The 23,872-nt window shown below is 37.5% G+C and carries 18 protein-coding genes; 11 read left to right on the top strand and 7 right to left on the bottom strand.

The window, feature by feature from the left end; all coding sequences use genetic code 11:
- The first annotated feature begins 1,055 nt into the window (after nt 1-1,055).
- The 5 genes from ACOMCU_RS04410 to ACOMCU_RS04430 are packed head-to-tail and all read left to right on the top strand — an operon-like array spanning nt 1,056 to nt 6,739.
- A complete protein-coding gene (locus ACOMCU_RS04410; protein ID WP_010858368.1) occupies nt 1,056-2,069 on the top strand; it encodes an ABC transporter ATP-binding protein in 1,014 nt (337 codons plus the stop codon).
- Nucleotides 2,066-3,013: an ATP-binding cassette domain-containing protein gene (locus ACOMCU_RS04415; RefSeq protein ID WP_010858369.1), complete on the top strand. Its 948-nt coding sequence runs from the start codon at nt 2,066-2,068 to the stop codon at nt 3,011-3,013. The genes ACOMCU_RS04410 and ACOMCU_RS04415 overlap by 4 nt, the downstream gene beginning before the upstream one ends.
- Before the next feature lies 1 nt (nt 3,014).
- Nucleotides 3,015-3,977, top strand: a complete 963-nt coding sequence (gene opp4B / locus ACOMCU_RS04420; RefSeq protein ID WP_010858370.1) for an oligopeptide ABC transporter permease — start codon at nt 3,015-3,017, stop codon at nt 3,975-3,977.
- A gap of 35 nt (nt 3,978-4,012) precedes the next feature.
- A complete protein-coding gene (locus ACOMCU_RS04425; protein WP_010858371.1) occupies nt 4,013-4,915 on the top strand; it encodes an ABC transporter permease in 903 nt (300 codons plus the stop codon).
- Between the two features lie 15 nt (nt 4,916-4,930).
- On the top strand, nt 4,931-6,739 hold the full coding sequence (locus ACOMCU_RS04430) for an oligopeptide ABC transporter substrate-binding protein (RefSeq protein ID WP_421049533.1): 1,809 nt from the start codon (nt 4,931-4,933) through the stop codon (nt 6,737-6,739).
- 258 nt (nt 6,740-6,997) lie between these two features.
- Here ACOMCU_RS04430 and ACOMCU_RS04435 read toward each other — a convergent pair whose 3' ends face one another.
- The 7 genes from ACOMCU_RS04435 to ACOMCU_RS04465 all read right to left on the bottom strand — a co-directional run bounded on the left by ACOMCU_RS04435 (nt 6,998) and on the right by ACOMCU_RS04465 (nt 17,604).
- The gene (locus ACOMCU_RS04435) at nt 6,998-7,924 is read right to left on the bottom strand and encodes an ABC transporter ATP-binding protein (protein WP_421049534.1); all 927 of its coding nucleotides are present in this window, start codon (nt 7,922-7,924) and stop codon (nt 6,998-7,000) included.
- Entirely contained in the window at nt 7,917-8,972 is a 1,056-nt protein-coding gene (locus ACOMCU_RS04440) for an ABC transporter ATP-binding protein (RefSeq protein WP_010858374.1), read from the bottom strand. Before ACOMCU_RS04440 ends, ACOMCU_RS04435 begins: the two co-directional genes overlap by 8 nt.
- 13 nt (nt 8,973-8,985) lie before the next feature.
- Nucleotides 8,986-9,906, bottom strand: coding sequence for an ABC transporter permease (locus ACOMCU_RS04445; RefSeq protein ID WP_010858375.1), 921 nt, complete (start codon nt 9,904-9,906; stop codon nt 8,986-8,988).
- Entirely contained in the window at nt 9,906-10,835 is a 930-nt protein-coding gene (locus ACOMCU_RS04450) for an ABC transporter permease (protein WP_010858376.1), read from the bottom strand. The genes ACOMCU_RS04445 and ACOMCU_RS04450 overlap by 1 nt, the downstream gene beginning before the upstream one ends.
- 146 nt (nt 10,836-10,981) lie before the next feature.
- Nucleotides 10,982-12,634, bottom strand: coding sequence for a peptide ABC transporter substrate-binding protein (locus ACOMCU_RS04455; protein WP_010858377.1), 1,653 nt, complete (start codon nt 12,632-12,634; stop codon nt 10,982-10,984).
- 1,332 nt (nt 12,635-13,966) lie between these two features.
- Complete coding sequence (locus ACOMCU_RS04460) at nt 13,967-15,652, bottom strand: methyl-accepting chemotaxis protein (RefSeq protein WP_010858378.1); 1,686 nt, start codon at nt 15,650-15,652, stop codon at nt 13,967-13,969.
- A gap of 257 nt (nt 15,653-15,909) precedes the next feature.
- Nucleotides 15,910-17,604, bottom strand: coding sequence for an Rqc2 family fibronectin-binding protein (locus tag ACOMCU_RS04465; protein ID WP_010858379.1), 1,695 nt, complete (start codon nt 17,602-17,604; stop codon nt 15,910-15,912).
- Nucleotides 17,605-17,977: 373 nt separating this feature from the next.
- Between ACOMCU_RS04465 and ACOMCU_RS04470 the strand changes: the two genes are divergently transcribed.
- The 6 genes from ACOMCU_RS04470 (at nt 17,978) to def (ending at nt 23,871) form a co-directional block, all read left to right on the top strand.
- Complete coding sequence (locus ACOMCU_RS04470; RefSeq protein ID WP_010858380.1) at nt 17,978-18,853, top strand: YicC/YloC family endoribonuclease; 876 nt, start codon at nt 17,978-17,980, stop codon at nt 18,851-18,853.
- A gap of 43 nt (nt 18,854-18,896) precedes the next feature.
- Complete coding sequence (gene gmk, locus ACOMCU_RS04475; protein ID WP_010858381.1) at nt 18,897-19,514, top strand: guanylate kinase; 618 nt, start codon at nt 18,897-18,899, stop codon at nt 19,512-19,514.
- A gap of 4 nt (nt 19,515-19,518) precedes the next feature.
- On the top strand, nt 19,519-19,746 hold the full coding sequence (gene rpoZ / locus ACOMCU_RS04480) for a DNA-directed RNA polymerase subunit omega (protein ID WP_010858382.1): 228 nt from the start codon (nt 19,519-19,521) through the stop codon (nt 19,744-19,746).
- Nucleotides 19,747-19,913: 167 nt separating this feature from the next.
- A complete protein-coding gene (coaBC, locus tag ACOMCU_RS04485; protein ID WP_010858383.1) occupies nt 19,914-20,924 on the top strand; it encodes a bifunctional phosphopantothenoylcysteine decarboxylase/phosphopantothenate--cysteine ligase CoaBC in 1,011 nt (336 codons plus the stop codon).
- Nucleotides 20,921-23,335 (top strand): primosomal protein N', encoded by a 2,415-nt coding sequence (priA, locus tag ACOMCU_RS04490; RefSeq protein ID WP_010858384.1) that lies wholly within the window; start codon nt 20,921-20,923, stop codon nt 23,333-23,335. Before coaBC ends, priA begins: the two co-directional genes overlap by 4 nt.
- A 44-nt stretch (nt 23,336-23,379) precedes the next feature.
- Complete coding sequence (gene def / locus ACOMCU_RS04495) at nt 23,380-23,871, top strand: peptide deformylase (protein WP_421049535.1); 492 nt, start codon at nt 23,380-23,382, stop codon at nt 23,869-23,871.
- Nucleotide 23,872: the final 1 nt, after the last annotated feature.

A 23,872-nucleotide genomic window follows, 5' to 3' on the forward strand; every position in this document is an offset into this window, starting at 1 on the left:
CCGAGACCCTGGACTGAGTTTTATGGGAACGAAGGCTAAAAGCGTCACGTCCTGTGACAACGACTTCGTGACCAACACCCTGTTGCTGACGCTTCGCTTTCGCACATAAAACACCTGTTGCTGACGCTTCGCTTTCGCACATAAAACACCTGTTGCCCCGAAGCGGCTCGGTCTTGCCCACGCAAAGCGTCCGCCTGAAGCGAAATTTACCTATGGATAGGAACAATTACTTTAATAATATTTCCCTTTATTGATATGAAAGTGAATTATACAAATTATAAGTAGTGTAGAGATTTTAATTTTCAATGCTGTAATTTCTATAAAAATTAGAGAAATTTCATTATGAACGCCTCGTAGTTAATGCGATAATCTATATTTATTTAACCATTTATCATTTTTCTAGAAATTTTTGGAATAAAAATTGTGCAAATGCATAAAATAAATGATGGGAGAAGTATGTAAGATTAATAAGTAAATAAGTATTTTTTTAGTGTGGAAAAATATGATTTGGGTTATTAACACATTAATAGAGTAAATTATATATTGATAGCAATTGTTTATAAAATAAACTGTTGGAAAATATAGAAATATTAGTTTTTTTATTGGTAAACACAGAAAACATTGATGAATAAAGATTGTTGGTACTTAGTTGTGCTGTAAATATTAGTGATTTTATTATTTCGAAATAATAAAATCATGACTTTTTAGCAATGAAGTAAAAATAAAAATTAATAATTAACAGCATATCAATGTAAAGTTATTATTTTTTTTGGGAATAGATGTATGGTAGGTTTTTATTTTTCATTGTAATAATTTAAAAAATATACTTGATTTAACGCATTATTTCTAGATAAAATAATACTACAATTAATTGTCAGATAATTCTTTCAGTAATTAAATGGTTGCTTTTACATTAAAAGTAGCAAAAGCCTATTGATTTGTTAACAAATGTTTAAAAGGTGTTAAAAATGTTTTTGTGCAAATGTAATTCTAGAATAAGTATTAACACTATCTATCAGTATTTTTCAGAATATTGAAATAGGAGGAGAGGTTGTTTGAATACAGCGAAGGACTTATTAACAATTAGAAATTTAACTACGAGTTTTCGTATTAAAGACGAATATCACGCTGCTGTAGAAGAAGTCTCGCTGTCGCTTCGAAAAAATGAGGTTTTAGCAATTGTTGGTGAATCTGGATGTGGTAAAAGTACATTAGCAACGACTATTGTAGGTTTGCACAATGAAATCAATACAAAAGTTTCGGGGGAAATTCTATACAATAATCAAAATTTAACACAATTAAGTGAAGAACAGTTTAATAGTTTACGTGGTAATGATATCGGATTCATTTTCCAAGATCCACTCTCGGCTTTAAACCCATTAATGCGTATTGGTGAACAAATTGCTGAAGGCCTTCTCTATCACACAAAGCTAACAAAACAACAACGTGAAGAGCGTGTATTAGAGCTTCTAAATCAAGTGGGCATTTCTAATCCGAATCGAGTAGCAAGACAATTTCCGCATCAATTGTCCGGCGGGATGCGACAGCGTGTCATGATTGCTATTGCATTATCCGGCAAGCCGTCGATTATTATTGCAGATGAACCGACGACAGCTCTAGACGTGACGATACAAGCTCAAATATTAGACTTATTAAAATCGTTACAGTCCGAAACTGAAGCAGGTATTATTTTAATTACCCATGATTTGGGTGTGGTAGCAGAAGTAGCAGACCGAGTAGCTGTGATGTATGCAGGACAAGTAATTGAAGAAGCACCTGTCCAAGAGTTATTTAGAAATGCTAAACATCCTTATACGCGTTCGCTATTAAATTCTATACCGCAAACACATGATGAAAATGAGAAGCTAGAGGTTATTCATGGTATGGTACCATCGCTCATGAATTTGCCTCGTGAAGGGTGTCGATTTTCAGCTCGTATACCATGGATTAATGAATCTTTACATGAAAAAAAACCACAATTACATGAAATTGCACCAGGACATTTTGTTAGATGTACCTGCTGGAAACACTTTCATTTCGAAGGTGAAGAAGGAGGCGGGACTGTATGAGTTTTATGCAAATTAAAGATTTGAACGTACATTATCCAATACGTGGGGGTTTTTTTAATACAATTACCGATAAAGTGTATGCAGTTGATGGTGTTACGATGGAATTTGAAAAAGGAAAAACATATGGATTAGTGGGTGAATCGGGCTCTGGTAAGTCTACAACTGGTAAGGCAATTATTGGTTTAGAAAAAGTAACATCGGGTCAAATCATCTATGAAGGGGACAACGTAACGAACCAGCGCCGGAAACGTAATTCAGCATATAACCGAGATATCCAAATGATTTTCCAAGATTCGCATTCAAGCATGAATCCTAGAAAGCGGGTACTCGATATTTTAGCAGAGCCAATTCGAAACTTTATGAAGCTCAGCGATCAGGAGGAGCGCAAGCGGATTAAAGAACTATTAGCGATTGTTGGTATGTCAGAGGACGTACTTTTAAAATATCCTCATGAATTTTCCGGAGGTCAAAAGCAACGTCTTGGTATTGCACGTGCTGTTGCATGTAATCCCAAATTGATTATAGCTGATGAGCCTGTATCAGCACTTGATCTGTCAGTGCAAGCACAGGTACTTAATTTTATGAAAGATATTCAAAGTGAATTTGGACTTAGTTATTTATTCATTTCGCATGATTTAGGCGTTGTTAAACATATGTGTGATCACATATCTATTATGTATAAGGGACGCTTTGTCGAAACAGGTACTAGAAATGATATTTATGTGAACCCACAGCATATTTATACAAATCGCTTATTGTCAGCTATTCCGAATATTGAACCTGAGACACGTATGGAGCGAAAAATACAACGCCAAGATGTCGAAGCGAAGTATCATGAGGAGCAACATAAATATTATGATGAGCATGGGAAAGTATACCCCTTAAAATCTATCTCAGATACACATAGAGTAGCAATGTCTGAGATTGAACAGGAGGGCGTATAGTATGTGGAAAACAATTTTAAGACGTGTGTTGATGATGATTCCACAAATGTTTGTGTTAAGTCTCTTTATTTTTATTTTGGCGAAGCAAATGCCAGGAGATCCATTTACAGGTCTTATTACACCTGAGACAGATCCTTCAAGAATTGAGGAATTACGTATACAAGCTGGTTTCTATGACCCCTGGTATATTCAATACTACCATTGGATCACGAATGCGCTACAAGGAGATTTTGGACAGAGCTATACATATAAAATTGCGGTGTCCACACTGATTGGTGAACGTGGCTTAAATACTTTTTGGCTATCTCTACTCAGTGCTATCCTTGTATATTTGATTGCGATTCCACTAGGGATGCTGGCTGGACGCTACCAAGAATCATTTTTAGATAAATCCATTATACTTTACAGTTTTATCAGCTATGCCATTCCGACATTCGTTTTATCACTTATTTTCTTATTTATTTTTGGTTATCGACTCATGTGGTTCCCAACCAGCGGGACCGTCGATGTAGGACTTGATCCAGGCACGGCGGCATATTATTGGAATAAGATATATCACTTGCTATTACCGGCCATAACGTATGCTATCTTAGGTACAACAAGCATTATTCAATATTTACGTTCCGAAATTATCGATTCAAAAACTCAGGATTATGTGAAAACAGCGCGTAGCAAAGGAATTCCTATGCGTAAAGTATACACTCGACATATTTTCCGTAACTCGTTGCTACCCATTGCAGCATTTTTAGGATTTACAATTACTGGATTGTTGGGCGGGGCCATCTTCATTGAAACCATTTTTGGTTTCCCAGGAATGGGTAATTTGTTTGTCAGCTCAGTAATGAGTCGAGATTATAGCGTTATTACTGCGCTAGTTATGCTTTTTGGCTTCTTAACATTATTAGGTAGTCTACTGTCTGATATTATTATGAGCATTGTTGATCCACGTATCCGCATAGACTAACTACTAAAATAATGTTTAAGGAGAGGTGAATTCAAATGGAACAACAAAACAAAGAGGCAGTCAAATTTGAAAGCTCTCCTCCAACGGGAATTCAAGTCGTTTTACGAGAGTTTAAAAAAGATAAACTAGCAATGGTATCTTTTATAGGAATAACCCTTCTTATAATAGCCCTTCTAATTGCAGCAATGATTCTCAATCAAGAAGAGGTTTTGAAAATCAAACTGTTAGAGCGTTACACTGAACCGGGTGTAAATGGATATATACTAGGGGCAGACGAAGCAGGACGTGATATGTTTGGACAGTTAATTATTGGGGCAAAGAATTCCATTTTAATTGCTATTTCCATTACGGTAATTGCTGGTATTGCGGGGATAGCGCTTGGTATTATCATGGGATATTATGGAGGTTTTATTGATAATCTATTTATGCGTATTATTGATTTCTGTATGACATTACCAACATTGATGATCATCATTGTAGTGGTCACAATTATTCCTAAATATGGAGTTATTGAGTTGATTTTGATTATTACTATATTTCAATGGATGGGCACTGCACGCTTAGTACGGAGTAAGGCACTATCAGAAGGGCGGCGTGATTATGTCAGTGCATCAAAAACGATGGGAACAAGTGATTTTTCTATTATGTTTAAAGGGATTTTGCCTAATTTAAGCTCTATTTTGATTGTAGATCTGACCCTTAGCTTTGCAGGGAACGTTGGTATTGAAACAGGGCTTTCTTTTTTAGGGTTCGGGTTACCCCCTTCAACGCCAAGTTTAGGAACATTGGTAAACTATGCAAGAAATCCGTTAGTATTATCAGAAAAATGGTGGGTATGGTTACCCGCATCTCTATTGATTTTAATATTGATGCTTGGTATAAATTACGTCGGTCAAGCACTTCGCCGTGCAGCTGACGCAAAACAAAGATTAGGATAAAAGGGAGGAATTACTATGAAAAAGAAATGGTTAATGCTGTCCGTTATTTTTGCAGTGATGCTTGTATTAACAGCTTGCAATGGTGCTGAAAAAAATGCATCACAAACGGACGAGGGCAACAAAGATAAACCAGCTCAAACAGAAGATGACAAGGTGGATACAAGCACAATACCGATGGAGATAACAAATGAAGGGAGTGCTATTACAGGAGGAACGTTACAGGTAGCTCTTGTAACAGATTCACCTTTCCAAGGAATTTTTAACTGGGAATTATATGAGGATAAATATGATTCGGAAATTATGAAATATGCTTCAAATGTTCTTTATGAGCTTGATGGCGACTTTTTAGTGAAAGATACAGGCATTGCAAAACTAGAAGTTGATGCCGAAAATAATAAAGCAAAAATAACAATTCAAGAAGACGTTAAGTGGTCCGATGGTAAGCCGTTAACTACTGATGACTTAATTTATCCATATGAAATTATTGGTCATCCAGATTATGAGGGTGTACGATATGATGATGATTTTAAAAATATTGTTGGTGTAGAAGAATATCACGATGGCAAAGCAGACACTATTTCAGGTATTAAAAAATTAGATGAAAAATCGATTGAAATTACGTTCAAGAAAGTATCTCCAGCAATCTATTCGCTTGGTGATGGTTTGTGGGGCTATGCAGAACCAAAGCATCAGCTAGAGTCTATTCCTGTGAAAGAGTTAATTTCTTCAGATGCAGTACGTAAAAACCCTGTAACACTAGGTGCGTTCAAAATTGATAAAATTGTTAATGGTGAATCCGTACAACTTGTCGCAAATGAACATTATTTCAAAGGTAAGCCAAAGATTGATAAAGTAGTTATTGAAGTTGTACCTTCAACATCAATCGGTGAAGCTTTAAAAACTGGAAAATATGATATCGCGACATCGTTCCCAACAAATCAATATGATGGTTTGAAAAATCTTTCTAATGTAGCGATTTTAGGTCGACCTGAATTAGCATACTCTTATGTTGGATTTAAATTGGGAAAATATGATAAGGCAAATCGTATAAATATTTTTGATGAGAAATCAAAAATGAATGATATTAATTTACGTCAAGCAATGGCTTATGCGATGGATATTGAATCGGTTACAGAGAAATTCTATCAAGGTCTACGAGTACGAGCAAATTCATTGATTCCACCAGTATTTGCATCATACTATGATGAAACTTTAAAAGGCTATAACTATGATGCTGAAAAAGCGAAACAATTACTAGATAAAGCAGGATACAAAGATGCAGATGGTGATGGTATCCGTGAAGATAAAGATGGCAAAAAGTTTACAATCCGTCTTGCGAGTATGGCGGGTTCAGATACGGATGAAGCAATTGTAGAGTACTATCGTCAAAACTGGAAAGATGTTGGTTTAGATGTTCAATTAACGACAGGTAGATTAATTGAATTTAATAGTTTCTACGATAAAGTACAGGCTGATGATCCTGAAATCGATATGTTTATGGCGGCATGGGGAACTGGTACAAACCCATCTCCAGCAGGATTATATAGTGAAGGGGCAGAATTTAACTTTAGCCGCTTTGTTGCGCCTGAATTAACAGAAATGTTAAAAGATATTGATTCTGACAAAGCAATGAAGCCAGAGTTTCGTGCAGAAGCATTCAGTACATGGCAAAAATATATGGCTGAACAAGCAATGGTATTTCCAACATTCTTCCGTACAGAAATCATTCCTGTAAACAAACGTGTGAAAAACTACAATGTTGATTATGCGAATGAAACAGAGCTGCAAAATATCGAGTTAACAGCAGATGCTCCATTAAAATAATTGATATCGAAGAAACAGTCTTTCTTGATAGGAGAAAGACTGTTTTCTTAAATCATCAATTGCAGCTAAAAACGTTTATGTATTAGAAATTATATAGCTAGTAAGAGCAGATAGCGAACGACAGCCACAATGTTAAATAAACATATCTTCATAATCGATATGAATGATATAGAAATAGATTTCGTTATAGAGGATTTGATGTGAAATACTAAAAAATCCACCCACTGGAACTCCAATGGATGGACTGTACACATGATATTATCTTTCATTAACCCAAGTTTTCACAAGATCGGCTGTGCCATAAACGTAATGTTGTTCGCCAACTTCTTGATACGTTGCACTGTCATCAACTTCTGTATGTTGATATGGAATACGTTGGCGACGTTTTTCAGACAGTGGGTCTGGAAGTGGAATCGCTGATAGTAACGATTTTGTATACGGATGCACAGGACGATTATAAATATCATCTGCTTTACCGATTTCCATGATTTGACCGCGGTACATAACAGCGATACGATCACTGATGTATTTTACCATGGATAAGTCATGGGCAATGAAAAGATAGGTTAAGCCGCGTTCTTTTTGTAGTTGTTTTAATAAGTTAACAACTTGTGCTTGAATGGATACGTCAAGCGCTGAGATTGGTTCATCGGCAATGATAAACTTAGGATCTAAGCTTAGAGCACGCGCGATGCCGATTCGTTGACGCTGACCACCTGAGAATTCGTGAGCATAACGGTTAGCGTGCTCTTTGTTTAAACCAACAGCTTCAAGTAGCTGAGTAATTTTTTCACGACGTTCCACTTTATTTTTGTAAAGTCCATGGATATCAAAAGCTTCACTAATGATTTCACCGGCTGTCATACGAGGATTTAATGACGCATACGGATCTTGGAAAATCATTTGCATTTGACGATTGAAATTCTTTAAATCATTTTTAGATTTTTTACCATGAACGTTTTCACCGTCGAAAATAATTTCGCCATCTGTAATATCATATAGACGAATAATAGAGCGCCCTGTCGTCGATTTACCGCAACCAGATTCACCAACAAGTCCAAGTGTTTCGCCTTCGTATACATCGAAACTGATGCCATCAACTGCTTTAATAGGGCTGCTTGGAGATCCAAAGTGTTGCTTTAAGTTTTTAATTTCAAGTATTTTCTTTGCACCTGATTTAGTCATTGAATTGTTCCTCCTTTGCTAAAAAGCCCTCGATACGTTTAGCAACAGCATCTGGAAGTGGAATTTTTGGTGCATCAGGATGCAATAACCAAGTCTTTGCAAAATGTGTTTCACTCACTTGGAACATAGGAGGCTCTTGTTCATAATCAATGGCCATAGCAAATTCATTACGAGCCGCAAAAGCATCTCCTTTTGGCGGGTGAATTAAGTCTGGTGGTGAACCAGGAATCGTACGTAATAGCTCATCTGCATTATTATCCAAGTCTGGCATTGAGCCAAGAAGTCCCCAAGTATAAGGATGCTTCGGGTTATAGAAAATATCGTTTACAGTACCATATTCTACGATTTGACCAGCATACATAACTGCAACACGGTCAGCAACATTGGCAACTACACCTAAATCATGTGTAATGAAGATGATAGATGTTTTAGAATTCTTTTGAATTTCTTTCATTAATTCTAAAATTTGTGCTTGAATTGTTACATCCAGTGCTGTTGTTGGTTCATCGGCAATGAGTAGCTTTGGATCTGCCGCCAGTGCAATGGCGATAACAACACGTTGTCGCATACCACCTGAGAATTCATGTGGGTACTGGTTAAAACGTTTTTCAGGGAAGGGGATACCCACCTGAGTTAAAAGTTCGATTGCGCGTTTTTTAGCTTCGTCTTTAGAAACTTTTTTGTGTTGTAAGATTACTTCAGTTATTTGACGTCCGACCTTCATTGTCGGATTCAAACTCGTCATTGGATCTTGGAAAATCATAGCAATTTCATTTCCGCGTACTTTGGACATTTCTTTATCGCTTAACGGAATTAAATCACGGCCATTGAACAAAATTTGTCCTGAATCATAAATACCAGGTGGCTGTGGGATTAGTTTCATTAAAGCGTTACTCGTAACACTTTTACCAGAACCAGACTCTCCAACGATTGCTAATGTTTCGCCTTCACTTAAATCAAAGCTCACACCACGTACGGCATGTACAATACCTGCGTAGGTTTTAAAGTTTACTTTTAAATCTTTTACTTCTAATATTTTTTTACTCATTTTAGCCACCTCCTTATTTACGTAGTTTAGGATCTAGTGCATCACGTAAGCCATCACCGACTGCGTTAAATGCAAAAATTGTCAGTGAGATAAACACTGCTGGGAAAATTAAACGCCATGGAGCATTAGCAATCGCTTTATTTCCTTCTGATGCCATTGTTCCCCAAGATGCATTCGGAGCAGGAACCCCAAGACCAAGGTAACTTAGGAATGATTCTGTGAAAATAGCAGATGGAATTGTTAATGTCATTGTTACTAAAATAGCACCTAGTGCGTTTGGAATTAAATGTTTTAAGATCAAGTGACCTGTGCTTGCTCCTAATGTACGGGCAGCAAGTACGTATTCTTGGTTTTTAATCGATAATACCTCACCACGGACGATACGGGCCATGTTAATCCAACCTGTAATCGAAAGGGCAATAATCATTGGAACTAACCCTGGTTGTAATACAACTAGTAAAACGATTACAACTAGTAGGTAAGGAACAGCAGTTAATACGTCAGCAATACGCATCATAATATTATCAACACGACCGCCAGCCAAACCTGAAATACTTCCCCAAAGAACACCAATGATTAAGTCAATAACTGCAGCAGTAATCCCGATGAATAGGGAAATACGAGCACCTGCCCAAATACGAACGAAAATATCACGGCCTAAATCATCTGTTCCGAACCAGAATTGAGCAGATGGTGGGGCATTATAAACACCAAGTTGATCACTGTATTTGTATTGAGATAACATTGGTGCAAAAATCGCCATCAAAATAATAATAATTAACGCGATTAAGCCAAAAATCGCCATTTTATTATGTGAAAAACGGATAAAAACTTCTTTCCAGAAGGAAACGGATTTATCGGCTAATCTTTCTGTTGCCTCATGATTTCCACCGACAATTTTAAACATATCTTTGTCAATTGGTTGTTGCGTCATTATTTTTTCGCTCCCTTCAACTTAATTCGCGGATCGATTACACTGTATAAAATATCTACGATGAGAACCGCAAATAAAAGGATGATTGAATAGAAAACAGTCGTTCCCATGATAACTGTGTAATCACGGTTTGTAATACTTTGAACGAAGTGCTTACCAAGTCCAGGGATTGCAAAAATTTGTTCCACAATGAAACTACCCGTTACAACACCAGCAGTTAATGGACCTAAATAAGTAACGACAGGTAAAAGTGCGTTACGTAAAGTATGACGGAAGACAACCGTCCATTTACCAAGACCTTTGGCACGTGCCATTTTTACATAATCACTATTGTTTTGTTCAAGCATACTTGAGCGAGTTAATTTAGCAATAAAGCCCATATGAGTGAATGCAATGGCTAAAGCAGGTAATATACTATATATAAAGCCATCCCATCCACTTGTGGGGAATAAATTTAGTTTGTATGCTAGGAAATACTGCATTAACCCAGCCAAAATAAATGATGGTACAGAAATGCCGAGCACCGCAAAGGACGTTGCCAAATAATCCGGGAACTTATTATGATAAAGCGCGGAAACTACGCCTATTAATACACCGAATCCAACTGCCAGTAGCATAGCTTCAATCCCTAAGGTTAAAGAAACCGGGAAGCTCTCAGAAATCATATCATTTGTAGAACGCGCTTTATACTTCATAGACTCACCGAAATTGAAAGTGGCCGTATCGATTAAATAATCTTTATATTGAATATACCAAGGGTTATTTAATCCATACGTTTCGTTTAACTTTTCCTCAATTTGAGGAGGGAAATTACGTTCACTTGCAAATGGACTACCAGGAGCAAGGCGCATTAAGAAAAACGTTACCGTTACGATGACGAAAAGCGCGAGAAGTATATACATCAGCCTTTTCAAAATATATTTAATCACATGAAACTCCTCCTTCTATTTGTCAATTTTCAGACAAATATATGCCTTCGTATTTTAAAAAGAGCTGACCCGCTAGTCGAAGTTGACTACGGGGCAGCTCTTCGCTGTAGAGCTTTACAAAATAAAACTTAATTTAAAAATCTGAATTATTTAATGTCAACTGATTTAAGTTGGATATTCCCAATACGGTCAGGAGCCATGTTTTGTACCTTATCATTCTTCACATAAAGGTTTGTGTAGTAATAAATTGGTGCAATTGGTAATTCAGTCATAGCGATTGCTTCTGCTTGTTTTAAATACTCAAGACGTTTAGCAGGGTCAATTTCAGCGACAGATTTTTTCAATAAATCTTTGTATTCAGCATTTTCCCAACCTGTGTCATTGTTACCGTTTGCAGCAGTGTCATACATTTCTAAGAATGTGTATGCATCGTTGTAGTCTGCAATCCAGCCCATACGACCAACTTGGTAGTCTAAAACATTAAGTTTTTCTAAATAAACTTGCCATTCTGAGTTATCAAGACCTACAGTAATACCAAGGTTTTTGCTCCATCCTTCTTGGATGTATTGAGCGATAGCAGCATGTGCTTCAGATGTATTGAATGAAACATTGATTTTAATTTGACTTGGATCTGTAATACCAAGTTCTTTCATACCAGCTTCAAGTGCAGCTTTTGCACCTTCCATATCGTTATCTTTGTAGTAACCACGATCTTCTTCAAAGCCTGAGATAGCAGAAGGAACCATACCTAATGCAGGTTTTTGTTCACCTTTAGTAATGTTGTCAATTAAACCTTGACGATCGATTGCTAAAGTTAACGCTTTACGAATGTTAGCGTTTCCAGTGATTTTGTCTGTTGTATTGAACTTATACCAGTAAATCGCAGCATAGTCAGAAATTTGTAAAGATTTATCAGCTTTGAAACCATCAATAGCATCAAGAGCTACAGTTTGGTAAGGAGAACCTAAATAATCGATTTCACCTTTTTTAAACATAGTAACAGCAGTTGATTCGTTTTCAACCATACCGATGTTGACTGTTTCTAATGCTACATTTGCAGCATCCCAGTAATCAGCGTTTTTCTTCAGAACTAATGAATCATTGTGTTTCCAAGTGTCTAATGTGAATGGACCATTAGTTACATAGTTTTCACCAGCATCTGTGTACCACTCGTCATTACCTTCAACAACTTTTTGGTTAAGAGGTAGGTAAGTTTTGAACGCAGTTAATTCTACGAAATAAGCAGTAGGGTTTGCTAGAGTTACAACTAAAGTTTTGTCGTCCTCAGCTTTAATCGCTACATCATCAGCAGAACCTTCACCTAAATTGTAAGCTTCAGCGCCTTTGATTGGGTAAAATACAGAAGCATATTCAGATAAGTTTTCTGGATTTAAAGCCCATTTCCATGCATAAGCGAAGTCGCCAGCTACTACTGGATCTCCGTTTGTCCATTTTGCATCACGTAATTTAAATGTGTAAGTTAAACCATCTGGACTAACGTCCCATTTTTCAGCAATTGCTGGAGTTGGTTTGCCATCAGCGTCTAAACGAGTTAGACCTTCAAATACGTTAATTAATACAGCACTAGAAGTAGAATCTGTTGCAAGTTGCGGATGTAAAGATGGTGGCTCAGAAGCTACAACTAATTTCAGCTCTTTAGAAGCAGTTTCTGTTGAACCAGAACCTTTGTTATCGTCTTTTGAACTATCTGACGAATCTCCACCGAAGCCGCATGCAGCAAGTACTAGAGAAAATACTGCAATGACTGTTAGTAATAAAAACTTTTTGTTCTTATTCATGTGAATCCCCCTTATACAATTTTTAAGCCTTTTGTGAAGCTCCTATTTAATATACCAAAAAAGTCATTGTGTACAAAATAAAAAAGATTCAAATTTATATAGTATTATCTGACATCGGGGAGAATAATAATTTTTTTCGATTTATCACTTTAATGAACGAAAGTGATTAAATGATGAAAATTTGATAAATTCTAACTTCAAATATCAAAAATAAAATAAAAACGAAAAATTGACTTACTATACGGAAAATTCCTATTTTTTCGATAATATTATCACTCTATAAAAAATGAATCAAAAGTCACGGTTGTATTACCTTGAGAAATTTATATAGTTTTGTAGAAAATCTATGTAAAACTAAGTTTTTTAGTTTTTTTATAACGGAATTTCTTGTAATATCCTATCGAAAAACATGAATAAAATTATCTATTAATGATATATAAGAAACTTGTATTGTATTTATCTGGGATTATACTTCTAAGAAAAATAAAAAAAGAGATTAATAGAAAATATTAGCAAAAACATGCTATTTTTAAGGAAAAATACTATCTTTAGTGATGAGAAATAATGGACAATGTTTTTTTGAAATAATTTGAGGGCTAGAGCTTAGTCTTTCATTTTATAAACGCTGCGCATTTTAATCGTTCCTTTTTGACGTGCATAGATTTGTTTCATGTCATTGATGACATAAATGATCGGCTTCTTCCACATGATGCGCTAACTATGGCGTTCAATGATTTTTCGATTCCAATTTGCGTACTAAATGGTCTACAGGCATTATTTGATCAATTGTCAGCATTTCTAATTGATGTAGTTCATTATTTATATTTCCTCATCCTCTCAATCATCTTAATAACCGTACACTAGTTGTTTGGAGCGCAGGCGGCGGCTTTTGCGGGAATAGCATGAACTGAAGGCCCCGCAGGAGCGTAGCGACTAGGAGACTGAAGCCATGCCTAGGAAAAGCATCCGCCGTAGCGGAAATCAACGGGCTCATATCAATACTTCTATTTTTGAAAAGAAAAAAACAAACTCAATTTTTTGAGTTTGTCTACAGTCAGAAGGTTTCAAGAATGTTAGTATTCCTGAAACCTTGTGAATTTACTATGATTTTTATTTAAAATGCCGTCTACTGCTTGTATGCCCTCATCTCGTTTTTGAGTAGCTTGAAATCACACAACACTTCATGATTCCGTAGAGAGAGGAAAAAGCTGTGAGACACCAGGAGAAGCACAATGTACCTGGACACGTACAAAACGTATAGAGGAGGAGATTAGCCGGTTCCTCCAAGGAAAGCGAGTGGCTTTTTTCTAACTTGTTAGTGAGTTTGTTTCGTTACAGTTTAAATTGATTTATTTGACTTTGTAAATCTAAAGACTTTTCACTTAAATCTGTAGCAACTAAGTTCACTTGTTGCAGGGTATCGGCTTGTTCCTTTATGGCGTCAGCAACAATTTGTGTATGGGTTGCACTTGTAGAAGCTCCATGTGCAATTTCAGCTACAGACGCAGCAACTTGTTCGGCACTTGCGGAAATTTCTTCGGACGTAGCCGAAATATCTTCTATCTGATCTGTCATTGTACCAATCGCCGTGACGATTGAATCAAAGGCTTGGCCAGCATTGCCGATAATCTTCACCCCATCTGTTACAGATTGGAGACCTTCTATTACTGCGTTTTCTACATTTTGCGTATCATGTTGAATATCTTGAGTTAAAGCAACAATTTGATTAGCCGATTGCTTCGATTCTTCAGCTAATTTACGCACTTCGTCAGCTACGACAGCAAAGCCTTTACCATGCTCTCCCGCACGAGCAGCTTCAATTGCAGCATTTAGTGCCAGTAAATTTGTCTGGTCAGTAATTGCAGTAATCACTTCTGTTATATTACTTATTTCTACGGATTGCTTGCTCAGTTTTTGAACGAGATTATTAATAATTTGCGTAGAATCATAAATTACATTCATTTGTTGCTGTGCTTCTTCGATTGCTGAGTTACCAATATTCGCTACTTCTGATGTTTCAACTGCACTAGAGTGAAGTTGCTGGGTTGCCTCAGCGATACGTTGTACACCAGTTGCTGTTTCATCCATTGCATGTGCACATTCATTGGCTGCTGATGTAGCAGAGTTCGCAGTTTCGGCTGTTTCATTAATACGTACAGTCACCTCATCTGTTGTAGCAGCAATTTCTTCTGTAGAAGCAGTTAATTCTTCTGCAGAAGCTGTTAAATGCTCTGAATTACCCTGTATATTTGTTAATAGGCTACGTAAATTACCTTTCATAGTATTAAAAGCTACAGAAAGTTGACCAATTTCATCTTTTGATTGAAAAGAAATATCTTGTTGATATAATTCACCATTTGCAATATTGTTGGCAGCGGCCACAACGGTTTTTAAAGGACGAGAAATCGTACGTTGCACATAAAAGACAAGAAAAACTCCAAGCACCACACCGATTACAAGTGCGACAACAGAAATTATTTGAGAATTTTTTACTGCCTTCTTAGATTCTTCGGATACCTTAGTTAATTGATTTTTTTGGTATTCCACAATTTTATCTGAAACTTCTAATAGTCCTTTGTTTGCTAGTTGAGCACCGCCATTCACAATCTGTAAAGCTTCATCTAATTTACCATCATCATGTAGATTAATGGCTTGATCAGCCGCTTCGTTAAAGGCATCATTGTATGTATTTAGATCTTTTGCAAATGCATCCATTTGAGCAGAATCAGATTTTTCCATCATCTCAGCAACATGTTTATCCAGCATACTTGAGTAATTTTCAAAGTTCTCTTTATTGTTGACTGTATCCTCAATAAACATTGCACGAATGAAAAGGCCCTGCATGGCTAGCTCAAATTGAATATTATCGCCTAGCTCCACCAAGGCAACGCGGTTATCTAATGCGTTTTCTACTTTTTTTTCTATATTGGAAAATAGAAAAAACATAATAAGTAAAGAAATAAATAAAGTGAGTATAATGGAGAAAAAACCAAAGCTTAATTTTTTGCCTACAGACATAGTGTAACGCCCTTTCTAAATTGCTGTTTAGAATTTATATTATACTTAAAATTTAGCTTTGCGATGAGGTGAAGTCAATAACGGTTGTCATAAACAGTGCAGATTGTTCACAAGTTTTTTTACGCGTAATGGCAATAGGGAACAACGACTGAAAAATCGATAAGAAAATCTCTTTTTCTTATCGTTGTATAGTGCTGATTACACAGGAGTTAGTCAAAAAGAAAAATACGATGCAAAATGCACCGTATTCAACCACTTTAAGACTGTTTTTTTAACTGTAAAATGACAGCTTCGTCTGGATCTATGAATAGTGTTTTCTGTTCAAAATAAATAACAAAACCAGGTTTTGAACCATTTGGTTTTTTTACTTGTCGTATTTCTGTGAAATCTACAGGCACAGATGAGGAGTCTCGAGCTTTTGAAAAGTAGGCTGCTAGTGTTGCAGCTTCTCGTAAAGTGGTGTCATCTGGGTCGCTGGCATGTATGACGACATGAGAGCCAGGTATATCTTTTGTATGCAGCCAAATATCTGTACGTTTTGCAATTTTAAATGTCAGCATATCATTTTGCTTATTGTTTTTTCCAACAGATATTTGCACACCTGTAGACGATATAAATCGTTCGGGCTCAGGCTTCGATTGTTTCTTCTTTTTCTTTGCGTGACGCAATTTTAAATAACCTTGTTCAGCTAATTCCTCACGTATTTCCTCAATATCCCCTGGTGAAGCTTGTTGGACTTGCTGTGCGAGCATTTCAAAATACGTAATTTCTTCCTTTGTTTTCTCCAACTGTTCTTTGACCATAATCAGTGCATTTTTTGCCTTCGTATATTTGGTGTAATAGCCTTGTGCATTTTCTATAGGCGTTTTACGCTCACTTACGGGTATGGTAATTTGGTCGGCAGTTTCACTGTAATAGTTTGTGACAGTTACTTCCTTTACGCCTTTTTCAAAGGCATATATATTGGCCATTAGTAGTTCACCGTACAATTGGAATTGATCTAGTTTTGAGGCACGGTCAAAGTCCTTATTTAATTTCTTCGTTTTTAAAGTTAATTTATCAATTTCATTTTGCAACCAACGTTCTAAATCGCCAGCTTGTTGCTTTACGCGATCACGCTCTGCACGTGCAAAGAATACACGGTCCAATAGCTCGTGTACATTCGGATAAACTGTTGCTTCGCCTTGCAAATGAGTTAAAGCGATAGGGGAGAAATATGTTTTAGTATTCGCTAGTACATACATTGGTTCAGTCCCACCATCATTAAATGCTGCCATAAACTCCTTGAAGCATGCGACTACATTTGGTGATTTTGTTATACGGAATAATAATTCCTCAGCATGTAGCGGAGAGAAACCTACAAATTGTGAAACTACATCCTTTGCAGTTATCTGTTCAGCAAAAAAAATGGTTAATTGTTCGTCCGTTACTGTTAAAGGATGCCATTTGTCTTGTGCAGGTGGTGCAATATAAGGCTGTCCAGGTAATATCGTTCGGAAACTATTCACTGAAGGAGATAAATGTTTTAAGCTATCGATAATTTTCTTCTGTTCCTTATCAATTAATAGCAGATTACTATGACGACCCATAATTTCTGCATGTAGTTCACGTACTATAGGATCCCCAATTTCATTTTTACTTTGAATTTCTACTATAATAATGCGATCAAAATCATGCTGTTTAATAGAAGAAATAAAACCGCCTTCAAGATGCTTACGTAGAAGCATGCAAAACATAGGAGGTTCCGCAGGGTTGCCTATCGTCTGCTCTGTAAGATGGATACGTGCATAGGATGGATGAATAGAAAACAGTAATTTATGATTTCCTCCATTCGCACGGATTTGTAGAACAACCTCTTGAGCGTTCGGTTGATGTATTTTAGTTATGCGACCCGTCACTAATTGCTGAAGGTCGGCTGTCATTGAATAAGTAAATAAGCCATCAAATGCCATATGAATTCCTCTTTCCAACGATGCAAGGCATCATTGTATTTCTTTTGTTATTTTGTTATTGGCGCATGGTACTGCAAAAGTTGTTTGCCCCCTAGAATAAGCTGATTTGTGACCTGATTAGCTTGCCTAACGTGTTCGCAAGTAACTATCGTGTTCATATCTTTCCAGCGTAAAAGGCTAAGGGTCCAGAATAATCGGACACTAATGCTCTTTTCGTATGTTTATCATAGCATTTTTTAGGTGAATATTAAATTATAGCTTCAATTGTGGTAGAATTACCTTTTGCTCTACCTAATTTTTTACGGTGAGACGTCATAAATGGCAGAGCTTATGTTATAATAATCCCAGTATGCAAAGAAAGGTGTGACGAACCTTGGTGCGTAGTATGACTGGTTTTGGCAGAGGTGTCACAACAACAAGAGACTTCCAATTAACCGTAGAAATGCGCTCGGTTAACCATCGTTTTTTAGAAATCCATGCAAAATTTCCAAAAGAATGGCTTGAAGCAGAAATTTTTGCAAAGAAATTGATTGCACAAGCATTGTCACGCGGCAAAATTGACGTGATGGTGTATGTGAAGGACTTGGAAGACGTCGAGCAATCTATTGAAATTAATTGGTCATTAATTGAAGCGTATCGTAAGGCAAAAGAACAATTAGCAAGTAAAGTACCACTTGAAGAGAAATGGACGATGCAAGAGCTTTTATCGCTTGAGCAAGCATTAGTACAGGAAAAACCGCAGCTAACACCAGAGGATTTACTTAGTGCTGTTGAAGAGGTCATTACTAAAGCCATTAATCAGCTGATACAAATGCGCGAGCGCGAAGGTCAAGAGTTGCAAGAAGTCGTATTACAATATAAAGAACAGTTAATGGAACAGGTAAACCAGATACGTTTATACGCCCCTCTAGCTGTTGAAAAATATCGTACGCGTTTACTGGAACGAATTGTGGAAGTAGCGAATGGCGCATTATTAGAAGATCGTTTGCTTGCAGAAGTAGCGATATTTGCAGAACGAGTGGACATTAGCGAAGAATTAGACCGATTAGATAGCCACTTTGGACAGCTGGAAGAAACGTTACTAGAAACGATTTCCGTTGGACGAAAGTTAGACTTTTTAATGCAGGAAATACACCGCGAGATTAATACGATTGGTTCAAAAAACCAATCTACAGAAGCATCTGTAGCGGTTGTTCAGGCAAAAACAATCTTAGAAAAGATGCGTGAGCAAGTTCAAAATATCGAATAGAATGCTTGCATCTGTTATAAATTAAGGGAGATATAGAGAATAAATGATAAAAGAACGTGGATTATTAATTGTTCTGTCTGGCCCATCTGGTGTAGGTAAAGGGACAGTGCGAAAAGAATTATTTTCTCAGCCGAATACGAATTATGAGTATTCCATCTCGATGACAACCCGAAATCCTCGCGAAGGTGAAGTAGATGGTGTAGACTATTTTTTCAAGACACGTGTTGAATTTGAAGCGTTAATTGATCAAGGCGGCTTATTAGAGCATGCTGAATTTGTAGGTAACTACTATGGCACACCGTTAACCTATGTAAATGAAACACTTGATGCAGGGCGCGATGTGTTTTTAGAAATTGAAGTGCAAGGTGCTGCACAAATTCGTGAAAAAGCACCGGATGCCTTATTTATTTTTTTAGCACCACCAAGTTTAACGGAATTAAAAGATCGTTTAGTAGGTCGTGGGACTGAAACAGCAGAGGTTATTGCGAAACGAATTGCAACCGCAAGCGAAGAACTTGAAATGATGAGTTTATATGATTATGTTGTTGAAAATGATGAAGTAACAAATGCCTGTGACCGCATTAATGCTATTATTAAAGCAGAACATTGTCGTAGAGAACGTGTCGAAAAAAGATATTTGTCAATGTTGAGAGGAGAATAAACCTATGTTATACCCATCAGTAGATGCCTTAAAAAAAGAAATTGATTCAAAGTATTCTTTAGTGAGCCTAGCTTCAAAACGCGCTCGCCAAATGCAAGAGGAAGATGGCACAGAGCGTTTACACAGATATGTGTCATATAAATATGTAGGAAAAGCACTTGAAGAAGTAGCTGCAGGTGTACTTACGAAAGTATCACAAGACGAGTCAGCTGTGTACGAAGACGAAATCTAACTGCGGTTCAATGGTTTAACCAAGAGGAGATGTAGCACTGTATAGTTACGAAGCTAAATTGCAACTTCTGTATCGTCCTCTGATTAAATTTTTACTTATACAGAACGCCGAGAGCTCCCGAGGAATCCTCCTTTGGGAGCTTATCGTTTGAAAGGACGACATCGTATATGAATAAAAACATTTTACTTTGTGTTTCAGGTGGGATTGCTGTCTATAAAGCTGTGGCACTGGTTAGCAAGCTATCTCAGGCGGGTGCAAATGTGAAGGTGATGATGACAGCGTCGGCACGACAGTTTGTGAATCCATTGAGTTTTCAGGTCATGTCCAAAAATGATGTCTTTTTCGATACATTTGATGAAAAGGACTCCCATGTGATTGCCCACATCGATTTAGCTGATTGGGCAGATTTAATTTTAGTAGCACCTGCAACAGCAAATGTCATTGGTAAATTAGCAAATGGCATTGCGGACGATATGGTCACAACGACCTTACTGGCAACAACTGCTCCTGTATGGATTGCACCGGCGATGAATGTGCATATGTACGATCACCCTGCTGTTAAACGGAATTTGGCACAACTTGTCGCAGATGGCTATCAATTTATTGAACCATCGGAAGGCTTTTTAGCATGCGGTTATGTCGGTAAAGGACGTTTAGAGGAACCAGAAAAAATAACTGCGATTGTCAAAGATTTTTTTTCTTTTAATTCCAAGCCTCTTGCGGGTAAAACGGTGATTGTCACTGCGGGTGCAGTCTCCGTTCCAATGGACGACCAACATATGATTAGTACAAAAGCGAACGGTAAAATTGGACAGGCATTAGTTGAAGAGGCAAGAACACTTGGGGCAAATATTGTCCTTGTAGGTGAGAACGGGGTAACTGTGTATGATCTAATCGAAAAGTTAGAGCAATACAAAAAGCAATATCCACATGCTTTATTCATTCATGCGGCTAACATCCCTACTATGGATGGTACGCCTAAATTATCTATTGAAGGGACAAGCGCGGTAACCTTTGGACAAAAGGTTGTTGGTGAACCGATGCTGAATGTCATATCACCGGAGTGGATTGATTTTAGTGACACAGCTGAAGTGAACGGACAGATAGTGAAAGTGACCAATGCAGCGCAATTTGCAAAGTCTTTGTGGACATATGTATTACAAGGTGTAGCCAAATGAACGTTTCTGTTGCTGAGGTCATAGTCGATGTTCCAACTTATCATGTTGATAGACCATTTGATTATGCGATCCCTATGGAATGGGCGAATGTTATTGAAGAGGGTAGTCGTGTGAAGGTACCGTTTGGACCTAGAAATGTTTTAGGTTTTGTAGTGGGGTTGAAAAACGACACAGATGTTCCTGTAAATAAGTTGAAGCCGATTGCTCATATTTTAGATATAGAGCCTGTATTAACAAAAGAAATGCTTTCTTTAGCAAAATGGCTGAAAAACGAAACTATATGTTATGAGATTGATGCTTTGCAAGTAATGCTACCATCAGCGCTTCGTGCGAAATACGAAAAAATTGTTAACTGGCAAGACGATCAAGCGATAATACCTGAAGAAGCACGAGCGATTTTCGGTAAACGTCGACAGGCCAATTTCAAGGAGTTTGAAAAGGTTGGATTATTACCGCTATTAAAGCAACTTATTGAAGAGCGTCTTGTGACAGTCGAAAACGTCGTTAAGCAGCAAGGAAATGTCAAAGAAGTCCGTATGGTGAAAATTACGGATGACGTGCATAAACTGGATGTAGCAATGCAGGAAGCTGCAAGAGCGGCAAAGCAACGTTTGCTGATAGATTGGATGCGCGAACATCTAGGTGAGGTACTTAAGCCACAGCAAATTTATGAAGAAACTGGTGTATCTTCAGCTGTATTGCAGGCAGTGATTGAAAAGGGCGTAGCTTGTTTTATCCAAGAAGAAGTATACCGAGACCCTTTCACAAAAAATGTCGCACGTACTCATTCCTTAAGGCTTACTGAGGAACAAGATAGCGCATTAAAGGCAATCAAAAAGTCGGTTGAGGAACCTACTGCAACTACCTTTCTACTACACGGAATAACCGGAAGTGGAAAAACAGAGGTATATTTGCAAGGAATACAAAAAGTATTAGACGAAGGTAAAGAAGCAATTATGCTAGTGCCTGAAATTTCTTTAACTCCACAAATGACAGAGCGTTTTCGTAGTCGCTTCGGTGAAATGGTTGCGGTGATGCATAGCGGATTATCTGTTGGCGAGAAATACGATGAGTGGCGTAAAATTCAGCAAGGTAAAGTGAGAGTAGTCGTTGGCGCTCGTTCAGCTATTTTTGCACCCTTTACTAATATAGGACTCATTATTTTAGATGAGGAGCATGAATCGACTTACAAGCAAGAAGATTCGCCTCGTTATCATGCAAGGGACGTAGCAATTTGGCGAAGTAACTATTACAAGTGTCCTGTTATTTTAGGTAGTGCAACGCCCGCACTTGAATCTTTTGCACGTGCCAAAAAAGGTGTGTATACACTTTTAACGTTGAAACAACGTGCGATGAGCCAGGCGTTACCCACTGTCTATGTAGCAGATATGCGAGAGGAACTTCAAAAAGGGAATCGTTCAATGTTTTCTGAACAGCTTGTAGAAGGAATACGTGTGAGACTAGAGCGAAAAGAGCAGATGGTGCTGTTTCTAAATCGACGTGGTTACTCGTCGTTTGTACTTTGTCGTGATTGCGGGACGGTTGTGCAGTGTCCAAACTGTGATATTTCACTGACCTATCATCGCACAACGGAAAAACTAAAATGTCACTATTGTGGCTATGAAGAGCACGTGCCACAAATATGTCCACAATGTCAAAGTGAACACATTCGTTATTTTGGTACAGGGACACAAAAAGTAGAGGAAGAAATATATAAGCTTTTTCCAGAGGCGAGAGTATTACGGATGGATGTCGATACAACAAAGCATAAAGGTGCACATGAAGAGATTTTGCAAGCATTTGGGGAAGGACAAGCGGATATATTGCTTGGCACGCAAATGATTGCCAAAGGACTTGATTTTCCTAATATTACGCTTGTTGGTGTACTAAGTGCCGATACATCACTACATTTACCAGATTATCGTGCAGCTGAACGTACATTCCAGCTATTAACACAAGTAAGTGGAAGAGCTGGACGTCATAAAAAGCCTGGCGAAGTTATTATTCAGACGTATACGCCAGAGCACTATGCGATTGAACTTGCAAAAACACAAGATTATGAACCGTTTTATGAACGAGAAATGTTCTTACGTCGCCGTTCAGGCTATCCACCGTATTATTTTGTAGCACTAGTACAAGTATCACACGAAGATGTTTTGATGGCTGCAGAGTATGCAGGACGAGCAAGTGATTGGCTTCGTGGGAATTTGTCAAATCAAATAGCGATTATTGGTCCAACGACTGCAAGCATTAGTCGTCTCCAAAATAGATATCGCTATCAATGTTTGATAAAATATAAAATTGAACCAAATCTGATTCCGGTACTGCAACGCTTGCTTGCAATGTATCGTGCTGAATGGATTAAACAAGGTATATTAATGACGGTAGATTTAGACCCGTCTACCATATAGAAATGGCTAAAGAGAGCTTTAAATAGCAGAAATGAGGAACGAAAATGGCGATTAAAAAAGTTGTAGAGCATCCAGCAAAAGTATTATCAACACCATGTGCGGAAGTAAATGAAATTAACGAAGATATTATTACATTATTAGATGATTTATATGACACAATGGTGGAATATGATGGTGTTGGGATTGCCGCACCACAAATTGATGTAGCGTTACGCGTGGCAATTGTAGAGCTTGGTGAGGAACGTGATATATTAGAAATGATTAACCCATCGGTTATTAAGACAGACGGTGCCGAAGTAGATATTGAGGGTTGCTTAAGCTTCCCTGGACTTTATGGTGAAGTAGAACGTCCAGACTATGTAAAAATTGAAGCATGTGACCGAGAGGGTCGTGTTTATGAGTTAGAAGCTGGTGGTTTCGATGCACGTGCAATTTTACATGAAATCGACCATCTAGATGGCGTGCTTTTTGAATCGAAAATCAAACGCGTTGTGACAGAAGAACTAGAAGCTATGTATGCTGAAGAGGAGGAATAAA

The sequence above is a fragment of the Lysinibacillus sp. UGB7 genome (assembly GCF_049058285.1).
GTDB lineage: Bacteria > Bacillota > Bacilli > Bacillales_A > Planococcaceae > Lysinibacillus > Lysinibacillus sphaericus_B.